A 16,042-nucleotide genomic window follows, 5' to 3' on the forward strand; every position below is an offset into this window, starting at 1 on the left:
GAGGGGAGTGCGGGGTGGGTTCGGGAGGCGCGGGCCGGGTGGATCAGGACGGCACGGCCAGGCGGTCGACCGCGTCGGTCGCGTCGGTCGTGGCCGCGGTCGGGTGGTCGTCCTCGTCGAGCCAGGACGTGCCGTCGTAGCCGCGGTCGGGGCTCATGAAGTCGATGTCGGTGAACGGTTCCTCGTCGACGGCCAGCTGCGCGAGCAGCTCCCCGATCGCCGGGGCGTGCTTGAAGCCGTGGCCGCTGTCGCCGCCGGCGACCACGACGCGGGTGTCGCCGCCGGGGTGGCCGATGACGAACTGCCGGTCGGGCGAGTTCGTCACCATGCAGGCGATCGCTTTGGCAGGGGTCGGGTCGAGCCCCGGGAAGGCCCGGGCCACGGCTGCCGAGAGCATGCCGTAGTCCGCCGCGGGGTGGATGTAACGGTCCACGGTGTCGGCCTCGGCGTCCTCGAAGGCGCCGCCCGAGTCCTCGAGGCCGATCTTGACGGCGTAGCCGTCCCCGTCGGCCTGGTCGGCGCCGTGCCCCCAGAGGGTGGTGCCGTCGGGCAGCTGGCGGATGAACACCGGGAAGGCCGCGAGGTCGAAGTCGCCGCCCGGTGCCGTCGCCTCGGGGGTCGTGCCCTCGAACCAGAAGAGCGGGGTGCGGCGGGCGACGAGGGGATGGTCGACGAACTGCGGGGTCCAGGCCCCGAGCGTCACGACCACGCGGGCGGCCCGCAGCACGCGCCCGCCGGCCGTGACCTCGACTCCCCCGTCGACCGGGTCGATCGCCGTCACCCGGGTGTCGGTCAGCACGGTCGCGCCGAGCGACCGGGCCACCTCGACGGCGGCCCGCACGCCCTTCTCGGGGTAGCTGATGCCCGCGGCGGGGTCCCACACGCCGATGTCGTCGGGACCGAAGCCGGCGTACTGCGGGAACCGCGCGACGAGTTCGTCGTGCTCGAAGACCGTCGACTCGAGCCCGGCCTCGTGGACGGCACGCAGGGTGCCGGCGACGACGTGGCCGTCGCGGGGGCCGACCATGACTCCGCCGGTCTGGCGCAACAGGGTCTGACCGGTGCGCTCGCCGAGGTCGTACCAGAGGTCGCGGGCGCGGGTCGCGATCGGGGCCAGCCCCGGGTGCTCCATGCAGGCGATGCGGAACAGTCGGGTCGCGCCGTGCGTCGAGCCCATCGGGTGGCCGATGCCGAAGCGCTCGACGCCGATCACGCGCTGTCCCCGCTCGGCGAGGCGCCAGAGCGCCTGTGCCCCCCAGGCGCCGAGCCCGACGACGATGACGTCGGCGTCGAGGGACGGGTCGGTGGGTCCAGGTACCGAGGAGGCGGTGGTGGCGTCGTTCATGGCCCCTGTCTATTGCGTCGGCACTTGCGCCCTCAAATACCAAAAAGGGATGATCTGATACGCGCTGCATATGAGGCGCGACCGACGAGAGGCCCGTCATGGAGATCCGAGAGCTCACCTACTTCATGGCGGTCGCTGACGACCTGTCCTTCACGAAGGCCGCCGCGCGGTTGCAGATGAGCCAGCCGCCGCTCAGCCAGGCCATCTCACGACTCGAGGCGAAGCTCGGCACGCGGTTGTTCGAGCGGCAGGCGCGGACGGCCCCCCGACTGACCCCCGCGGGTGAACTGCTGAAGCGCGAAGGCAAGCGCATCCTGCACCAGATCGAGCAGACCGAGTCGCTGCTCGACTCGGTCGTTGCCGACGTCCAACCGCTGCGGGTGGGCAGCATCAGCTCGGTGCTCGCCGGCCTGCTGCCGACCGTGGTGCGGGCGTTCTCCGCGTCGCACCCGGGTGCCCGGGTGCTCGTCGAGGAGAGCGAGGAGCAGGCGATCCTGTCCGACCTCGTGCGGGGGTCGGTCGACCTGGGGTTCACGCGCGTCCGGTCGATCGACGACCGGTTCGAGGTCGAGCAGCTGGCTCTCGAGCCGCTGGTCGTGGCCCTGCCCGACACCCACCGCCTGGCCGGCGAGACCTCGGTGCCGCTCGGCGAACTGGCCGAGGACGACTTCATCATGTTCAACCGCGAGGACGCACCCCAGGCCTACGACCGCATCGTCATGTCGTGCGTCCGCGCCGGGTTCAACCCCCGCATCCCCATCCACGCGGTCAACGACCTCTCGATGCTGAGCACGGTCGCCTGCGGCCTCGGCGTCTCGCTCATGCCCTACCTCTCGTCGTACATCCCGATCCCCGGCGTCCGCTTCGTCACCATCGCCGAGGACTGGGCGCGGACGGCCCTGTCGATGCTCTGGCTCTCCGGCCGGCCGAACCCGATGACGACGGCCTTCACGGCGCAGATCCGGACCGAGCTCACCGTCATGCGCGACCGTGACCTGCGGGCCGGGCGCATCACCCTCGAGTTGATCGGCGGTTGAGCCGACGACGCGAGCACGACTCGGGGCACGTCGCGTCCCGTGTCAAGCCCGGTGCGCATCCTCCCCGGACCGGAGAGGATGGAGCATCTCCTGCCAGTGCTTCACGGGCGGCACGGTCTCGTCACACGGGCGTGTCGGCGGAGAACGGTGCGACGAACGTCGCGTCGCGGGGCCGCGACCTGCCCTAGGGGTCGCGGCCCCTCACAGGCCTGCGGCCTAGTGTGACGACCAGTGCGCGTCCCGGCCGACCATCGTGTCTCCAGACCTCGGACACGACGAGACCGGGCGGACAACCGCTACCGAAAGATCAGAGGTCCATCCCATGCCCGTGACGACGCTGTACACACGTCAACAAGCGATCCGCCTGTCGCCCGAGAGCGACGTCGACGCCCTGAAGGGTCGGATCGTCGCCGCATCCGGCGGAGCGCCGGAATTCGTCGACGTCGAGACCGCGTCGGGCAGCCACGTGTCCGTCCTGGTCACCGGTCGGACCGAGATCTGGTTCGAGACGGTCGACCGTGTCGACGAGCCGTCGGCAGCGTCCGTCGCGGAGCTCCCCGACTTCGACTACTACGCCGCCGAGTCGGCGTAGTCGTTCGGCTCTCGTCGGATCTCGGCCAGGCTGAGCTGCGACGACGCGGTGATCAACACCTCGACGGCCTTCAAGGTGCCGGCCCCCTCGTTGACGGTCAGCCAGAACGACTCACCGCTGGTCGCGGTCGCCAGGACGCGGGCCTTGAGGTCCTCGAACGACGTGTTCGACAGGGTGTACGCATGGCCGTCGTAGACGATGTCGATGCGGTTCATCAGGTGGCCTTACTGGTGGGCACGGAGGGCTCGGGCACGATCTGCAGACCCGCATTCGTGTTGGCACTGACCTCGAGGGCGTGGATCCATGCAGGGTTGATGGCCGGGCTGCGCGAGCCATGGTACTTGTACACCAGTGGGATGGTCGGGTGCAGCCAGATGCTCGTGCGGCCGTCTCCGACCTGATGGTCGTCCTTCCACGAGAAGTAGAACGATTCACCGCGACGCATCTTCATGCCGATGACGATCTGGAGATGGGCGAGGGTGCGGTCGTCAAAATCGATGGTCAACGAGCGGTCGTAAGCGAGTTTTCCCATGTCTGGCCTTCTGCGAGAGCGGAGCGACCAGGGCCCAGACGGCCGCTCGACGCACGGGTCGATGGACGACCGATGCGACCAGACGCTACACGACATCTGTCCCCCGACACCGACCCTTTCAACCCGATAATCCTCTCTCCCACAAAACTGACGACAGGTCAACCCTCTTCACCAGAACGGGGGGTCTTCATAGATTGGAGACCGATCCCCGGGCCAGCGGAGGTCGGTCACCCCGGGAGGAAAGTCGGTCATGAGCACCTACGAAACCAATCCGTTCGCTCGACCCGCGGTGATCCACACGTACCCCAAACCCGGCATCTCTCGAGCACACCGCGTGAGCATCGGCCTGACCGGCATCGACCGGAGCAGCAGTGCGTACCGACTGCCCGCCTACGAGGACTTCTTCCTGCCCCGTCCCGCCCACGACGGCAGGTCCTCGCGAGGGAGCACCCGGTGAAGCACATGACCTTCGCCGACAAGTCGTTCCTGCTCGGCGACGAGACGGCCGTCACGGTCCTCGAGTACGCCGCGGCGTTGGCCCACCACCACGACGCGGACGACGTCGAACTCGCGGCGATCAGCTCGGACGGTGACGAGGTGCGAGCCATCCTGTTGCTCGGCGGGGGTGCACCGCTGATGGCCGAGAGTGCCCACACCGAGTTGCCCGAGCCCGACAACGCCGATGCGCTCGCCTACATGAAGCGGCGCCTCGACGCGTTGCGGCACGCACCGTCGGCCAACCCTCTGGACCCGGAGACGCACGTCGACAGCGCGTACCCCGAACCCGACCTGACCCAGAGTTGATCGAGACGGATCGACGCGCCTCCGCCCTGTCCGCCCGCGACGAACCGAGATTCCCTGAGCTCGACGAGACTCATCCAGCGAACCGGGCGGTGACCATGACGACATTCGACGACGCGGTCGAGGCGCTGAGTCGTGCGCCGATCGGTGATTCGTTGTCACGGCCCTTCCTCGACCTCTTCCCCGTCTCCGGGGTCTCGATCGCCACCGTGGGCCCCGTCCTCGGCAGCGAGACCCTGACGGCGACGGACGACACCGCCCTGCGGCTCGACGAGCTGCAGTTCGACCTCGGCGAGGGCCCGTGCTGGGACGCCATGCGCACCGGCAGCCCGGTGCTGGTGTCCGACGCGCGTGCGTCGTCCAGTGCCGTCTGGCCCACGTTCGGCCCCGCGATCGTCGACCTCGACGTCCAGGCGATGTTCGTGTTCCCCGTCCGGGTGGGCCCCCTGCAGCTGGGTGCCATCGACCTGTACAGCGACCGGCCGGACGAGATGCCGGGCGAGGCCGTGATGCGGGCCCAGATCCTGGCCCGAGCCGTCAGTCGGGCCGTCCTGCGCCACACGCTCGAACGGGAGCGACGCGACAACAACCTCGAAGTCGAGCCCGTCGGGGCGCACTCGCGACGCATCGTGCACCAGGCCACGGGACGCATCCTCGTCCAGGCCCGGGTGTCGGCCGACGATGCGCACCTCCTCTTGCAGGGCTACGCGTTCTCGACCGGGGCCCGCGTGATCGACGTGGCCACCGACATCCTCCGTGGGCGGTTGACGTTCTCGGCCTCAGAACACGGAATCGAGGAACACCGCAATGAGTAACACCGACCGGGAGACCCATCTCGTCGACGTCTTCACCACCCTGGCCGACACCCTCGTCGCCGATTACGACGTCGTCGAACTGCTGCAGACGCTGGTCGACACCACGGTCGACCTGTTCGACGTGAGCGCCGCGGGCATCCTTCTTGCCGAGGCCGACGGAGCGCTCGACGTCGTGGCCTCGACCAGCGAGGCGTCGTACCTGATCGAGGTCATGCAGCTGGACTCCGAAGAGGGCCCCTGCCTCGACTGCCACGTCACCGGCGCCTCCGTCAGCGTTCCCGACCTCGGCACCGTGCCCGACCGGTGGCTGCCGTTCGCCCGGGCCGCGTCCGAGCACGGCTTCGCCTCGGTGTTCGCGATCCCCCTCCGACTCAGGGCCGAGACGATCGGCACGCTCAACCTCCTGCGTCGAGAGACCGGCGACCTGAACCCCCGTGACATCCGCGCCGCCCAGGCGCTGGCGGACGTCGCCACGATCGGCATCCTGCACGAGCGCACGGTGCGCGAGGGGGACGTCGTGCAGCGACAGTTGCAGACCGCCCTCGGCACGCGCGTCGTCATCGAGCAGGCCAAGGGCGTCGTGTCCGAGACCCGCCGCGTCAGCACCGACGCCGCCTTCGACGTCCTCCGGCGCCATGCTCGTGACCACAACGCCCGCCTGGCCGACGTCGCCCGGGACGTCGTCGAGCGCCGCCTCGAACTCTTACCTCCAACGCGAACCGCGCCATGGCCGCCGGACCTGCTTATGCGATGACGACCAACTTTGTCCAGCCCCTTCTCAGGGGGCGACGTGAATGCGAGTCTGTTCACCGAGCCCGTCGCGGGCCGGCCTGAACCCGGCTCGCGAGGGGTGGCCGATCGGTTCCCGAAGACCATCGGCCCGTGAGTGCCCTCCAACGATCACCCGTTTCGACGGAGGGCACTCACCATCAGACCGAGGCCGCCGCCCGCGCGACGTAGCCCTCGACGAGCCGCTCGCTGGCGGCCTCCGTGTCGGGCACCGTGGCGCGCTCGACCGTGAGCCGGGCCCAGTCGTCGCCCAGCACGAGGTCGGTGACGCACTCCGTCGCCGAGCAGGACCGGTACGCCCGGTCACCGTCCGCGAGCCCGGGCACGGTCACGGCCGTGTCGGGGTCGAGCAGACCGAACTCGATGCGCTGATCGAGGGCCCAGGCGCCTCCGGCCAGGACGCTCTCGCTGCTGTAGGGCGTCGTGTCGTCGAGGATCGAGCACGACGTGGCGACCGCCCGACTCCAGGCCGCGGCGTAGACCGACCAGCCACCGCCCGGGGTCAACACGAACAGGTCGTCACCCGCGCCGAGGGCCTCGCGCTCGAGCGCGGCGTCGGCCACGCAGGACCAGGGCCGGGCCGGCCCGCCGAGCGGCCAGGGGTCGTCCACCACGTCGGCCGACGAGACGACCTCGGTCACCTCGGCGACGACCGGTGCGAAGCGCTGCTCGGACGTGGCCTCGACGGACGGCGCGAACTCCGTCGCGATGATCGACACCCAGCTGTCGCCGACCAGCTGGTCGAAGGTGCAGCCCCGGAAGGTCTCGTCGCCGAAGCACCGGCCGTCGGGGTCGTCGCCGTAGATCTCGACGAACCGCGGCCACGTGTCACCGGCGTGCGGGAGAACCTGCACGAGCAGGCCGCTGTAGCCGCCGCCCCCGGTCGGGTTGTTCTTGCCGTCCGACGACCCTCCGTCGTTCCACGTGCACGAGAGCCCACCTTCTTGGGCGATCGCGTAGTCCGAGGGCCTGACGGAGTCGCGGTCGTAGTAGTCCCGCGGAGTCCATGACGCGTCGAAGGCGCCGGCGGTCTCGGCGGACAGCAGACCCGCGCAGTCCACCCCGAGTTCGGTGACCGGCGAGTCGGCGGCCGGTGTCGGCGTCGCCGTCGCCGTCGGCCCGGAGGCCACCGGCGTCGACGGCTCCGAGTCGTCACCGCCCGCACCGCCACTCGTGCACGCCACCAGCAGCATCGTCGTCGCGAGCGTCCACGCGAACGCCGCCCCGACCCGTTTCGTCGTCGTCCCCATGCCCCGACGCTACCGAGCAGAGGAGGCGCGGGCCGTCTCGATCGCGCAACGGTCGTACCCGGTCGCCGCGGGACGGGGGACAACGGCATCACGGTCTCGTCACGACGAGGCCCGCAGCCGACTCCGCCCGTCGACCGGCCCGACCGTGCTGTCTACAGTCGACCGACCGTGCTCACCCGACGCGCGGCACCACTCGTCCCGGGGGAACCATGTCCACATCACGCCGCCTCGGCGCCGCCACCGCCCTGCCCGCCGTCGCCTTGGCCGCGGCCCTCGTCCTCACGCCCGCCACGGCCTTCGCCGCCGAGGGCGACCCCGTGTCGACCGACGCCCCGACCGGCACCTCGACGCCGACCGACTCGACGTCGGCCGACTCGACGAGCGCCACCGCCGTGACCGTCCCGGGCGAGGCCTCACCGGCGGTGCCCGACCAGGCCGGACCCGACGCCCCGGCCGTCACCCCCACGACACCCGCGAGCGATGCCACCGACACCAGCGGATCGTCGGAGGAGGCGACCGAGGCGGTCGCAGCGGAGGTCGACGCCCCGGTCGAGATCTCGGCCTCGACCCAGGAGGTCGCTCCGGCCGGGGCCGCGGCCGACGTGGTGGCCGACGACCTCTTCGTCCTCATCCCCGTCACCGCCGCGCACCCGGGCCAGGCCTTCCCGGTCGTCGCCCAGGGCTTCACACCCGGTGACGTCGTGGACGTCACGGTGTCGGGCGACGGCGTGCCCGCCGATGCCGACTACGTCTCGTTCGACGACTCCCCCGTCTTCGACGAGGACGGATCGACGGTGTTCTGGGTGGAGCTGCCGGCGACCTTCGCCGTCGGGGGTGTCATCACGGTCACGGTCACGGACGGCAGCGGCCTCTCGACCTCGTCCGACGTGCCGGTGACGGCCTCCGCCCCCGCCCCCGCGCTCGTCGCACCGGTCGGCGCGACGGCCGGTGTCGTCACCGTGAACGGCCAGAACGGCATCCCCGGCGGCTACGCCCTCGTCGAGGTCTACGACGCCGACGATCTGGTCACCGAGCTGCCCGACCCGTCGACCGATGCGCCGTCGCCGGACGCCGACCCGACGACTGAGCCCGACCCGACGACTGAGCCCGACCCGACGTCCGACGCCGAGCCCACCGGCGACGAGATCGCCTTCGAGATCCAGGTCGACGTCGACCCCGTCCCCTACGAGGTCTCGGGCTCCGCGACGGCCGTGGTGCCCGTGGACGCGGACGGACGCTTCGCGGCCCGCTTCGTCCTGCCCGCCGGCGACTTCGCGACGGACGCCTACACCTTCGACGCCGACTTCACGACGGAGAGCGACTTCTCGGAGGCCGTCGTCTTCTCGGTCGCCCCGGCCGTCGTCGTGCCCGCCGTCACGACCCTGGGCACCGTCGCTCCGACCGCACTGCCGGCACGTCACGTCGCCGCCGTGACGGCGACCCGCGCGACGTCGCTCGCCTACACGGGGTCGGAGCCGTCGGGCGCGCTGACCTGGGCCCTCGGTGCCGTCCTCGCCGGGGCCGGTGCGCTCGTCGTCGGCCGCCTGCGCCTGCGTCGCCGCTGAGTCGAACCCGGCGGCCCCCTCAGGCCGCCACGATGTCCACAGCCCGCCACGAGATCTCGTGGCGGGCTGTGTACATCGTGGCGGCGCGCGGCAGGGCGCGGCGCGGCGCGGCGGCGGCCACCCGTCAGGGCGCGGGCTCACCCGGGGCCGGCGGGTCGCGGACGACCTGCTCGGCTCCGGCCTTGTCCAGCGTCCCCGGGAAGTTGAACCGCCCGAACTTCCCGGTGGGGTCGTGCGGGCTCACCGGGCGGGCGATCGAGGAGGCGCGGATCACCTCGATCAGCAGGTCGCGTCGGGCGTCGTCGAGCGCGGGCGTCGACCGCTCCCTGAGCAGCACGGACGCCGTCGGCCCCCGACGTCGGCCGATCTTCAGCAGCAGACCGGCCTGGTCGCCGTCGCTCAGCCCCACGAGCTCGGCCCGTTCGACCTGGTCGAACGGCACCACGCGATGGCGGATGCGCAGTCGACGCCCCTCGAGGTCGATCGCGAAGGGGGTGTTGAGCCACAGCACGACGTTCCACCCGACCGCGGCGGCGGTCGCCCAGAACACGAACGAGATCGGCACGGCGATCGGGCCGAACAGATCGACCAGCGACTCGCCCCCTCGAGAGAAGAAGGCACCGGCCGTCCCGAGGATCACGCTCGCCGGCAGGAAGACCCGCATCGCCCGCACCAGCACCCTCTGCTTCGGCTCGTCGTCGAACACGATCCAGGTCTCGTCGGACATGTCGTCACCGTACCGGGCGCGCGACTAGGCGAGCCGCGCCTCCAGGCCGGCCCGTACGTCGGGCCACTCGGCGCGGACGATCGAGAAGTAGGCCGTGTCGCCCAGGGTGCCGTCGGCGGCGACGCGGTGCGAACGCAACACCCCCTCGGGCACGGCGCCCAGCCGACGGATCGCTGCCGCGCTCCGCAGGTTGCGCGCGTCGCAGCGCAGCGCGACCCGGTTCAGGCCGAGGGCCTCGAAGGCGTGCGTGAGCAGCAGCAGCTTGGTGGCGGGGTTCGTCCGTCCGCCCCAGAAGGGGCGGCCGTACCAGGTGCTGCCGATCTCGACCCGCCCCTGCGCCGGCACGAGGTCGTAGAGGGTCGTCGTGCCCCGCACCTGGCCGTCGTCCTCGCCGCGCACCGTGAACGCGAGGGTCGTCGGGTTCGCGAGTTGCGCCTCCACGTGCTCGGCGTAGGCCGCGACGCTCGTCGGACGCTGCGTCACCATGCCCGCCCACAGCCCGTCGTCGGTCAGCGGCCAGAGCGCGGCAGCATCCTCGACGGCGAGCGGATCGAGCCGCACGCCGTGCCCCACCAGCGCGACGTCGTGGATCATCGGTCCTCACCTGACGTGCTCATGCGCACGATCCTAGGGACCGTGGACGAGGAGGCGCGGCGCCGGCCACGGCCACCGGTCACGACGCCCCGCGCGCATCCGCTACGGTGATCGATCACAGCCCACGAACTGGGGGCCGCGGCACGACCCCACCGTGCCGCACCATCGTCTGACGCGTCCGACCCGACGGGCCCGCCCGAGGAGACACCCATGAGCACCCACAGCACCCCCACCCGCCTGCGCGAGGACGACGTCGACGGCGTCGTCTGGGACGCCGCCCAGGAGGCGCGACTCGCGTCCGCCCCCGCCCGCACCTCGGCCGCGGCCGCGGCCCTGCCCGCCCAGGGCCCCGCCGCCGTCTGACCCGGCGCCCCCGCGATCCGACCGGCTACGGGCGGTCGGCGTCGTCCCGCTCGTCGACCCCGTCGGCGACACGCTCGTCGGCGTCGTCCCGCTGATCGACCCCGTCGAGCGGCGCGACCGGAGCCCCGGTCGCCACCGCACCGGCGGTCGCCACCTCGGACGCCGTCCCGGCACCGCGCCTCCCGGCCCGCCCGGCGCCACGACCGTGCGCGGCGCGCTCGGCGGCCTCGAGCTGCTCGGCCTCGTCGCCCGACAGCGCCTCGCCGCGGGACACCATGCCGGCCACGTCGGAGAGTCTGATCTGCGGCAGGAAGAGCGACAGCACGAACGCCACGGCGATGAACGGGATCAGGTAGGCGAAGACCGGCGCCAGCGAGTCGGCGTAGGCCTCGACGACGAGACGACGGATCTGCTCGGGCAGCTGGTTCAGCGTCGCGGGGTCGAGGGTCGCGGTGGCCTGCGAGGCGTCACCGGCCGACGCCCCGGCGCCCGTGAAGACGTCCGTCAGGTTCGAGGTGAGCCGGCTCGTGAACAACGCACCGAAGATCGCGACGCCGAGCGCGGCGCCCACCTCGCGGAAGTAGTTGTTCGTGCTGGTCGCCGTGCCCACGTTCTGGGCGTCGACCGAGTTCTGCACCACGAGCACGACGACCTGCATGATCAGGCCGAGGCCCGCACCGAAGAGGAAGAGGAACACGCAGATCAGCCAGAGCGGGGTGTCGGCGGTCAGGGTCGTGAAGAGCGCCATGGCGATGCCGGTCAGGATCGTGCCGACCACCGGGAACACCTTGTACTTGCCGGTCCGGGTGATCAGGTTGCCCGACAGGATCGACGTGCCGATCAGGCCGACCATCATCGGCAGCAGCAGCAGGCCCGAGACCGCCGCCGACGCGCCCGACGACATCTGCAGGAAGGTCGGCACGAACGCGATGGCGGAGAACATGCCGATGCCGAGCACGAAGCCGACGGCGGTCGCGAGCACGAACACCTTGTTGCGGAAGAACGACAGCGGGATGATCGGGTCGTCGGCACGCGACTCGACGAGCACGAACAGCGACGCCGCCACCACGACCCCGGCGCCCCAGAGCCAGGTCTCGGGCGCACCCCAGCCGTGGTCGTCCTGACCGCCGAACTCGGTGAAGAAGATCAGGCAGGTGGTCGCCGCCGACAGCAGCACCACGCCGAGCACGTCGATGCGCTTGGTGGCCTTCTTGCTCGGCAGCGTCAGGGCGGCCCACGTGATGGCGAACGCCGCGATGCCGACGGGGATGTTGATGTAGAACGCCCACTGCCAGGTGAGGTGGTCGACGAAGAAGCCGCCGAGCAGGGGCCCGCCGATGGCGGACAGGCCGAAGACCGCGCCGAGCGGGCCGAGGTACTTGCCGCGCTCGGAGGCGGGCACGATGTCGGCGATGATCGCCTGCGAGAGGATCATCAGACCGCCGCCGCCGAGGCCCTGGATCGCGCGGAACACCACGAACATCCAGAAGTCGGTGGCGAAGGCGCAGCCGATGCTCGCGAGGGTGAAGATCGCGATCGCCACGAGGAACAGGTTGCGACGGCCGAGGACGTCGCCGAACTTGCCGTAGATCGGCATGACGATCGTCGTGGCGAGCAGGTACGCCGTGGTGATCCAGGCCTGGTGCTCGACGCCGCCGAGCTCGCCGACGATGGTCGGCATGGCCGTCGACACGATCGTCTGGTCGAGGCTCGACAGCAGCATGCCCGAGATGAGGGCGCCGAAGATGATCCAGATGCGTCTCTTCGTCAAGAGGAAGGGCGCGTCGGCCTTCGCTGCGGTGGTGGTCGTCATGGCTGGGTCACAGCGCCTTTCGGTCGTGGTCGGCAGGGTGGGTCGGGGCGGGCGGGGAGGCGGGGCCACGAGGCGCGGCGGCGGCGAAGAGCTCGCGGGCGATCACGAGCTGGTCGGCGAGGACGGCGTCGAAGCGCTCGTCGTCCCGCCCCTCGGCGGAGAAGAACCGTTCGAAGGCCCGCTGGACGAGTCCGGTGAGCAGGGTCACCGCGACGTCGATGCGGGGATCGCCCACGTCGAGCCCCTCGTGTGCGGCCACGGCCGAGACGACGCGTCGCCGCTGCTCGTCGCCCTGCCGCATCATGGCGCCGAACAGGCGGGGCTCGCGGTCGAGTGCGGCCTTGAAGTGCACGGCCTGCCCGCGGGTGAGGCCGACGTTCTCGACACGCTCGACGACGAGCGCGCCCAGGTCGTCGAAGACGGTCGACAAGGGCGGGAGGCGCGGGTCGCGTCGCGAGGACGAGTACCCGTCGAGCGCCTCGTCGTCGTCGTCGAGCGCGACGCCGACGACGACGTCGTCCTTCGACGCGAAGTGGTTGAAGAACGTCCGACGCGAGATGCCGACCGAGGCGCAGAGCTCCTCGATGGTGAAGCCGGCGAGTCCGTGCTCGGCCGTCAGGCGCCGGGCGGCAGCGGTCAACGCGACGCGGGTGCGCAGTCGACGCTGGGCCGTCTTGCCGGCGGTCGTGGCCATCGCGCGCCTCCTGGTCTCGTCGCTCTCGTGATCGGCGACGTCGCCGGGGGCCTCGCGGCCGAAGACGATGATTGCACTTTCGCGCCAGGAGTGCAATCACGCATCCTGTGAACCCGCCCTCCCACCGGGGCGGCTGGGGGCTACGCGGCAGAACCATCCGCGTCCCCTGAGAACGACGTCGCCGGACGTCAGGTGTTGCCTACGCTGATCGGATGAGTGCACCGAGAGCCCGCCGCGTCTGCCTGTCGGTCGCCGGTTTCGCCCTCGTGGCGATCGGCCTGGCCGTCCTGGCGTTCACCTTCGACTGGGATGCCCCGACGATGCTCGGCCTGCCCGCCGGGCTCGCCGGCTTCTCGCTGATGATCGCCGGCGCGATCGCCGCCGAGGTCGGCTTCCGCGGGGCGGTCAAGGCGCGGAGGCGCGAGGTCGCGGTCCGTCGGCGCTCCCACGTCACCGACCTCGAGCGCACGTCGTAGCGGTCGCGGTCAGACGGTCAGCCACTTGATCGCCGGGTAGAGCACCCGGGCGATCTTGCGGGGGCACGGGAACGACGTCTTCGTGCCGTCTCGTTCGTTGAGCGTGATGACCGGTCGATCCGCGACCGTCGAGTAGTCGACGGTCTCGAGCGAACCGGCAGGGATCTCGTGCGTCGTGGGGCGTCCGGCGGTGTCACGGAGCACGTAGACGAGACGATCGTCGTGCACCTGCATGCCGTGCTGCGCACCGCCTGCCGTCCACGTCACCGAGAGTCTCACGAGCCGACCCTAGCGGGTCGCCGGGCCTCGGGGGCCCGGGCGTCGTCCCCCCGCTGCCGCCCGACCTCCCGACCAGGAGGCGCGGCGTCGGTCGTCCTCACGGCGCCGCGACCCCGAGGGCGTCGCCCAGGTCGCGGAAGACCGCCTCGGCGACGGGACGACGGGACGCGGACAGCGCCTCCTGCACGACTCGTCCGTAGAGGATGCCGGCCTCGTCCACGCCGCTCGACCCCTCGGCGGTGAGCGCCAGGACGAAGCTGCGTCGATCGGTCGGGTGCTGGAGCCGGACGACGAGACCGGCGGCCTCGAGGCGGTCGGCGAGGGCCGTCATGGCACCCGACGAGAGCCCCAGGGCTTCGCCGACCTTCTTGGGCGGGGTGTCGCCGTGCACGGAGAGGTGCACCAGGGCGAGGTAGTCCGTGGCGCCGACGCCCATGCCCTTGGCCAACCGGTCGTTGACGGAGGCGATCCGGGACTGCAGGCGCTGCAGCGCGACGAGCACGGCGGTGACGTCGTCGGTCCGCGGCTCAGGGCGGGTGTCGGCACGGGTGTCGGCACGGGGCGCGACGGTCGTCTGCGCGTCGGGGGCGGGGGTCATCGGGTCTCCGGGAGGAATCGGATCGGGTACGGCGTCCACCTCGGCCCGGGATTCGGGTCCCGTCCGACGACTGCGCGACACATGTCGCTTATTGAACGAGCAACTCGATCACCAAGTAGTTAGATGATCGTACCATCGGTGGACGGGCCCCGGAAGTCCCCCGGTCACGGGTCGTCCGCCGATGCATCCGGTGCACGATCCGACTCGTGAGGCGAGTAAACTCGCGGCGGACTCGGCGCCAGGGTCCGGCCAACCGGGGTCGACGACGATCCGACGACACGATCGACACCGCAGGAGCAACCCCATGACCGCAGACCCCCGCCCCCACGTCGTCATCGTCGGCGGCGGCTTCGCCGGCATCGCGGCGATGAGGTCCCTCCGAGACGCCGACGTCCGCATCACCCTGATCGACCGCCACGTCTACAACATGTTCCAGCCGCTCATGTACCAGGTCGCCACCGGCGGCCTCAACGCGGGCGACGTCACCTACTTCCTGCGCAGCCTGCGGTCCAAGCAGTCGAACGCCGAGTTCCGCCACGGGCTGCTCACGACGATCCGCGCCGACGAGCGCATCATCACCCTGCGCGACGGCGAGGAGATCGCCTACGACGCCCTGGTCCTCGCCAACGGCGTCAACACCAGCTACTTCGGCACCAAGGGCGCCTACGAGTACGCCTACTCGATGTACTCCCGGTCGCAGGCGCTGCGCATCCGTGACGAGCTCTTCACGCAGCTCGAGAACGCCGCGGCCTCGGTGGGCAGCGGCGAGGTGCGCGTCGTCATCGTCGGTGGCGGTGCCACGGGCGTCGAGATGGCCGGCGCGCTGGCCGAACTGCGCGACCAGGCGTTGAAGGACGCCTACCCCGAGATCGACGCGTCGAGCATCACGATCACCCTCGTGCACCGCAGCGGCGAGTTGCTCAAGCCCTTCTCCCCCCGTCTGCGCAAGTACGCCGCCAAGGTGCTGCGCAAGCGCGGCGTCGACCTGCGGCTCGACACGGGTGTCGAAGAGGTCCGTCCCGATGGCGTCGTCGCCGCGGACGGCGAGTTCATCCCGGCCGAGCTCGTCATCTGGGCCACCGGCGTCGCGGCCCACGCCGAGGTCGCCTCGTGGGGCGTGCCGCAGACCCACGGCGGACGCATCCAGGTGAACGATGACCTCACGGTCAAGGGCTTCGACTGCATCTTCGCCGCGGGTGACATCGCCGCCACCGACGACGCCCTCGCTCAGCTCGCCCAGCCGGCGATCCAGGGCGGCGAGCACATCGGCGAACAGATCGTCCGCCTGCTCGCCGGCAAGAAGCTCGCGCCGTTCAAGTACCACGACAAGGGCACCATGGCCACGGTGGGCACGAACGCCGCCGTGGTGCAGTTGCCCAACGGCTTCACGCTGACCGGCCCCGTCGCCTGGCTGTTGTGGGTGTTCGTCCACATCACGAGCCTGCTCGGTAACGGCAACCGACTCTCGACCCTCACGCACTTCTTCGTGCGCTACCTCTGGGCGCTCCGCAAGCGGGCCATCCCCATCGTGGGCGACGTCCGGCCGGTGCGCCCGAACGGTGACCGGGCGCCCGAGAAGTGGCAGACCGAGAAGGCCGAGTAGCGGTCGGCGCCTCCTGACCCGGACGCCGAGAACCCCGTTCACGAAGACGAACCACGATTGATCGGGGTTCTTCTTCGCGAACGGGGTTCTTCGTTGATCGGGACGCGCCCGATCGGTCGAGCGGGGGTGTTACTCGGTGGCGGCGGTGATCTTCGCGACGCCGACGAGC

General features: G+C 71.0%; 20 protein-coding genes. 10 read left to right on the forward strand and 10 right to left on the reverse strand.

The window, feature by feature from the left end:
• Nucleotides 1-43: 43 nt before the first annotated feature.
• Nucleotides 44-1,345: an N-methyl-L-tryptophan oxidase gene (gene solA / locus ASL10_RS10875; protein WP_082460368.1), complete on the reverse strand. Its 1,302-nt coding sequence runs from the start codon at nucleotides 1,343-1,345 to the stop codon at nucleotides 44-46.
• Nucleotides 1,346-1,443: 98 nt separating this feature from the next.
• Between solA and ASL10_RS10880 the strand changes: the two genes are divergently transcribed.
• The gene (locus tag ASL10_RS10880; protein WP_056047057.1) at nucleotides 1,444-2,382 is read left to right on the forward strand and encodes a LysR family transcriptional regulator; all 939 of its coding nucleotides are present in this window, start codon (nucleotides 1,444-1,446) and stop codon (nucleotides 2,380-2,382) included.
• Between the two features lie 322 nt (nucleotides 2,383-2,704).
• Complete coding sequence (locus tag ASL10_RS10885) at nucleotides 2,705-2,974, forward strand: hypothetical protein (protein ID WP_056047060.1); 270 nt, start codon at nucleotides 2,705-2,707, stop codon at nucleotides 2,972-2,974.
• Here the strand turns inward: ASL10_RS10885 and ASL10_RS10890 are convergent.
• Both ASL10_RS10890 and ASL10_RS10895 read right to left on the reverse strand, forming a co-directional pair.
• Nucleotides 2,953-3,189, reverse strand: coding sequence for a hypothetical protein (locus tag ASL10_RS10890; RefSeq protein WP_056047062.1), 237 nt, complete (start codon nucleotides 3,187-3,189; stop codon nucleotides 2,953-2,955). The two genes, ASL10_RS10885 and ASL10_RS10890, sit on opposite strands and share 22 nt — an antisense overlap.
• On the reverse strand, nucleotides 3,189-3,506 hold the full coding sequence (locus ASL10_RS10895) for a hypothetical protein (protein WP_056047064.1): 318 nt from the start codon (nucleotides 3,504-3,506) through the stop codon (nucleotides 3,189-3,191). The genes ASL10_RS10890 and ASL10_RS10895 overlap by 1 nt, the downstream gene beginning before the upstream one ends.
• Nucleotides 3,507-3,756: 250 nt before the next feature.
• Here ASL10_RS10895 and ASL10_RS16020 point away from each other — a divergent pair, with 250 nt between their 5' ends.
• The 4 genes from ASL10_RS16020 to ASL10_RS10910 all read left to right on the forward strand — a co-directional run bounded on the left by ASL10_RS16020 (nucleotide 3,757) and on the right by ASL10_RS10910 (nucleotide 5,876).
• Nucleotides 3,757-3,963 (forward strand): hypothetical protein, encoded by a 207-nt coding sequence (locus ASL10_RS16020; RefSeq protein ID WP_148053650.1) that lies wholly within the window; start codon nucleotides 3,757-3,759, stop codon nucleotides 3,961-3,963.
• Nucleotides 3,960-4,310, forward strand: coding sequence for a hypothetical protein (locus tag ASL10_RS10900; RefSeq protein ID WP_056047067.1), 351 nt, complete (start codon nucleotides 3,960-3,962; stop codon nucleotides 4,308-4,310). Before ASL10_RS16020 ends, ASL10_RS10900 begins: the two co-directional genes overlap by 4 nt.
• 95 nt (nucleotides 4,311-4,405) lie before the next feature.
• Nucleotides 4,406-5,122 carry a GAF and ANTAR domain-containing protein gene (locus ASL10_RS10905; protein WP_157485395.1) on the forward strand — a complete coding sequence of 239 codons (717 nt, stop codon included), beginning with the start codon at nucleotides 4,406-4,408 and terminating at the stop codon, nucleotides 5,120-5,122.
• The gene (locus ASL10_RS10910) at nucleotides 5,115-5,876 is read left to right on the forward strand and encodes a GAF and ANTAR domain-containing protein (RefSeq protein WP_056047071.1); all 762 of its coding nucleotides are present in this window, start codon (nucleotides 5,115-5,117) and stop codon (nucleotides 5,874-5,876) included. Before ASL10_RS10905 ends, ASL10_RS10910 begins: the two co-directional genes overlap by 8 nt.
• Before the next feature lie 175 nt (nucleotides 5,877-6,051).
• Here ASL10_RS10910 and ASL10_RS10915 read toward each other — a convergent pair whose 3' ends face one another.
• The gene (locus tag ASL10_RS10915; protein ID WP_056047074.1) at nucleotides 6,052-7,161 is read right to left on the reverse strand and encodes a hypothetical protein; all 1,110 of its coding nucleotides are present in this window, start codon (nucleotides 7,159-7,161) and stop codon (nucleotides 6,052-6,054) included.
• Nucleotides 7,162-7,370: 209 nt separating this feature from the next.
• Between ASL10_RS10915 and ASL10_RS10920 the strand changes: the two genes are divergently transcribed.
• Nucleotides 7,371-8,726, forward strand: coding sequence for a hypothetical protein (locus ASL10_RS10920; RefSeq protein WP_056047077.1), 1,356 nt, complete (start codon nucleotides 7,371-7,373; stop codon nucleotides 8,724-8,726).
• A 124-nt stretch (nucleotides 8,727-8,850) separates the two neighbouring features.
• Here ASL10_RS10920 and ASL10_RS10925 read toward each other — a convergent pair whose 3' ends face one another.
• Together ASL10_RS10925 and ASL10_RS10930 are read right to left on the reverse strand one after the other, a co-directional pair.
• A complete protein-coding gene (locus tag ASL10_RS10925) occupies nucleotides 8,851-9,453 on the reverse strand; it encodes a hypothetical protein (protein WP_056047079.1) in 603 nt (200 codons plus the stop codon).
• Between the two features lie 24 nt (nucleotides 9,454-9,477).
• Complete coding sequence (locus ASL10_RS10930; protein ID WP_056047082.1) at nucleotides 9,478-10,047, reverse strand: GNAT family N-acetyltransferase; 570 nt, start codon at nucleotides 10,045-10,047, stop codon at nucleotides 9,478-9,480.
• Between the two features lie 210 nt (nucleotides 10,048-10,257).
• Between ASL10_RS10930 and ASL10_RS16025 the strand changes: the two genes are divergently transcribed.
• On the forward strand, nucleotides 10,258-10,410 hold the full coding sequence (locus ASL10_RS16025) for a hypothetical protein (RefSeq protein WP_157485397.1): 153 nt from the start codon (nucleotides 10,258-10,260) through the stop codon (nucleotides 10,408-10,410).
• 25 nt (nucleotides 10,411-10,435) lie between these two features.
• Here ASL10_RS16025 and ASL10_RS10935 read toward each other — a convergent pair whose 3' ends face one another.
• Both ASL10_RS10935 and ASL10_RS16365 read right to left on the reverse strand, forming a co-directional pair.
• A complete protein-coding gene (locus tag ASL10_RS10935) occupies nucleotides 10,436-12,223 on the reverse strand; it encodes an MDR family MFS transporter (RefSeq protein WP_082460370.1) in 1,788 nt (595 codons plus the stop codon).
• Nucleotides 12,224-12,230: 7 nt separating this feature from the next.
• The gene (locus ASL10_RS16365; protein ID WP_056047085.1) at nucleotides 12,231-12,917 is read right to left on the reverse strand and encodes a TetR/AcrR family transcriptional regulator; all 687 of its coding nucleotides are present in this window, start codon (nucleotides 12,915-12,917) and stop codon (nucleotides 12,231-12,233) included.
• Nucleotides 12,918-13,129: 212 nt separating this feature from the next.
• Between ASL10_RS16365 and ASL10_RS10945 the strand changes: the two genes are divergently transcribed.
• Nucleotides 13,130-13,393, forward strand: a complete 264-nt coding sequence (locus ASL10_RS10945) for a hypothetical protein (RefSeq protein ID WP_056047088.1) — start codon at nucleotides 13,130-13,132, stop codon at nucleotides 13,391-13,393.
• A gap of 9 nt (nucleotides 13,394-13,402) precedes the next feature.
• Here the strand turns inward: ASL10_RS10945 and ASL10_RS10950 are convergent, their stop codons facing one another.
• Nucleotides 13,403-13,672: a hypothetical protein gene (locus ASL10_RS10950; RefSeq protein WP_148053652.1), complete on the reverse strand. Its 270-nt coding sequence runs from the start codon at nucleotides 13,670-13,672 to the stop codon at nucleotides 13,403-13,405.
• Between the two features lie 97 nt (nucleotides 13,673-13,769).
• Nucleotides 13,770-14,270: a MarR family winged helix-turn-helix transcriptional regulator gene (locus tag ASL10_RS10955; protein WP_056047093.1), complete on the reverse strand. Its 501-nt coding sequence runs from the start codon at nucleotides 14,268-14,270 to the stop codon at nucleotides 13,770-13,772.
• 304 nt (nucleotides 14,271-14,574) lie between these two features.
• Between ASL10_RS10955 and ASL10_RS10960 the strand changes: the two genes are divergently transcribed.
• A complete protein-coding gene (locus ASL10_RS10960; protein ID WP_056047096.1) occupies nucleotides 14,575-15,873 on the forward strand; it encodes an NAD(P)/FAD-dependent oxidoreductase in 1,299 nt (432 codons plus the stop codon).
• The last annotated feature ends 169 nt before the right edge of the window (nucleotides 15,874-16,042 follow it).

It is taken from the genome of Frigoribacterium sp. Leaf8, assembly GCF_001421165.1.
Taxonomy (GTDB): Bacteria; Actinomycetota; Actinomycetes; order Actinomycetales; family Microbacteriaceae; genus Frigoribacterium.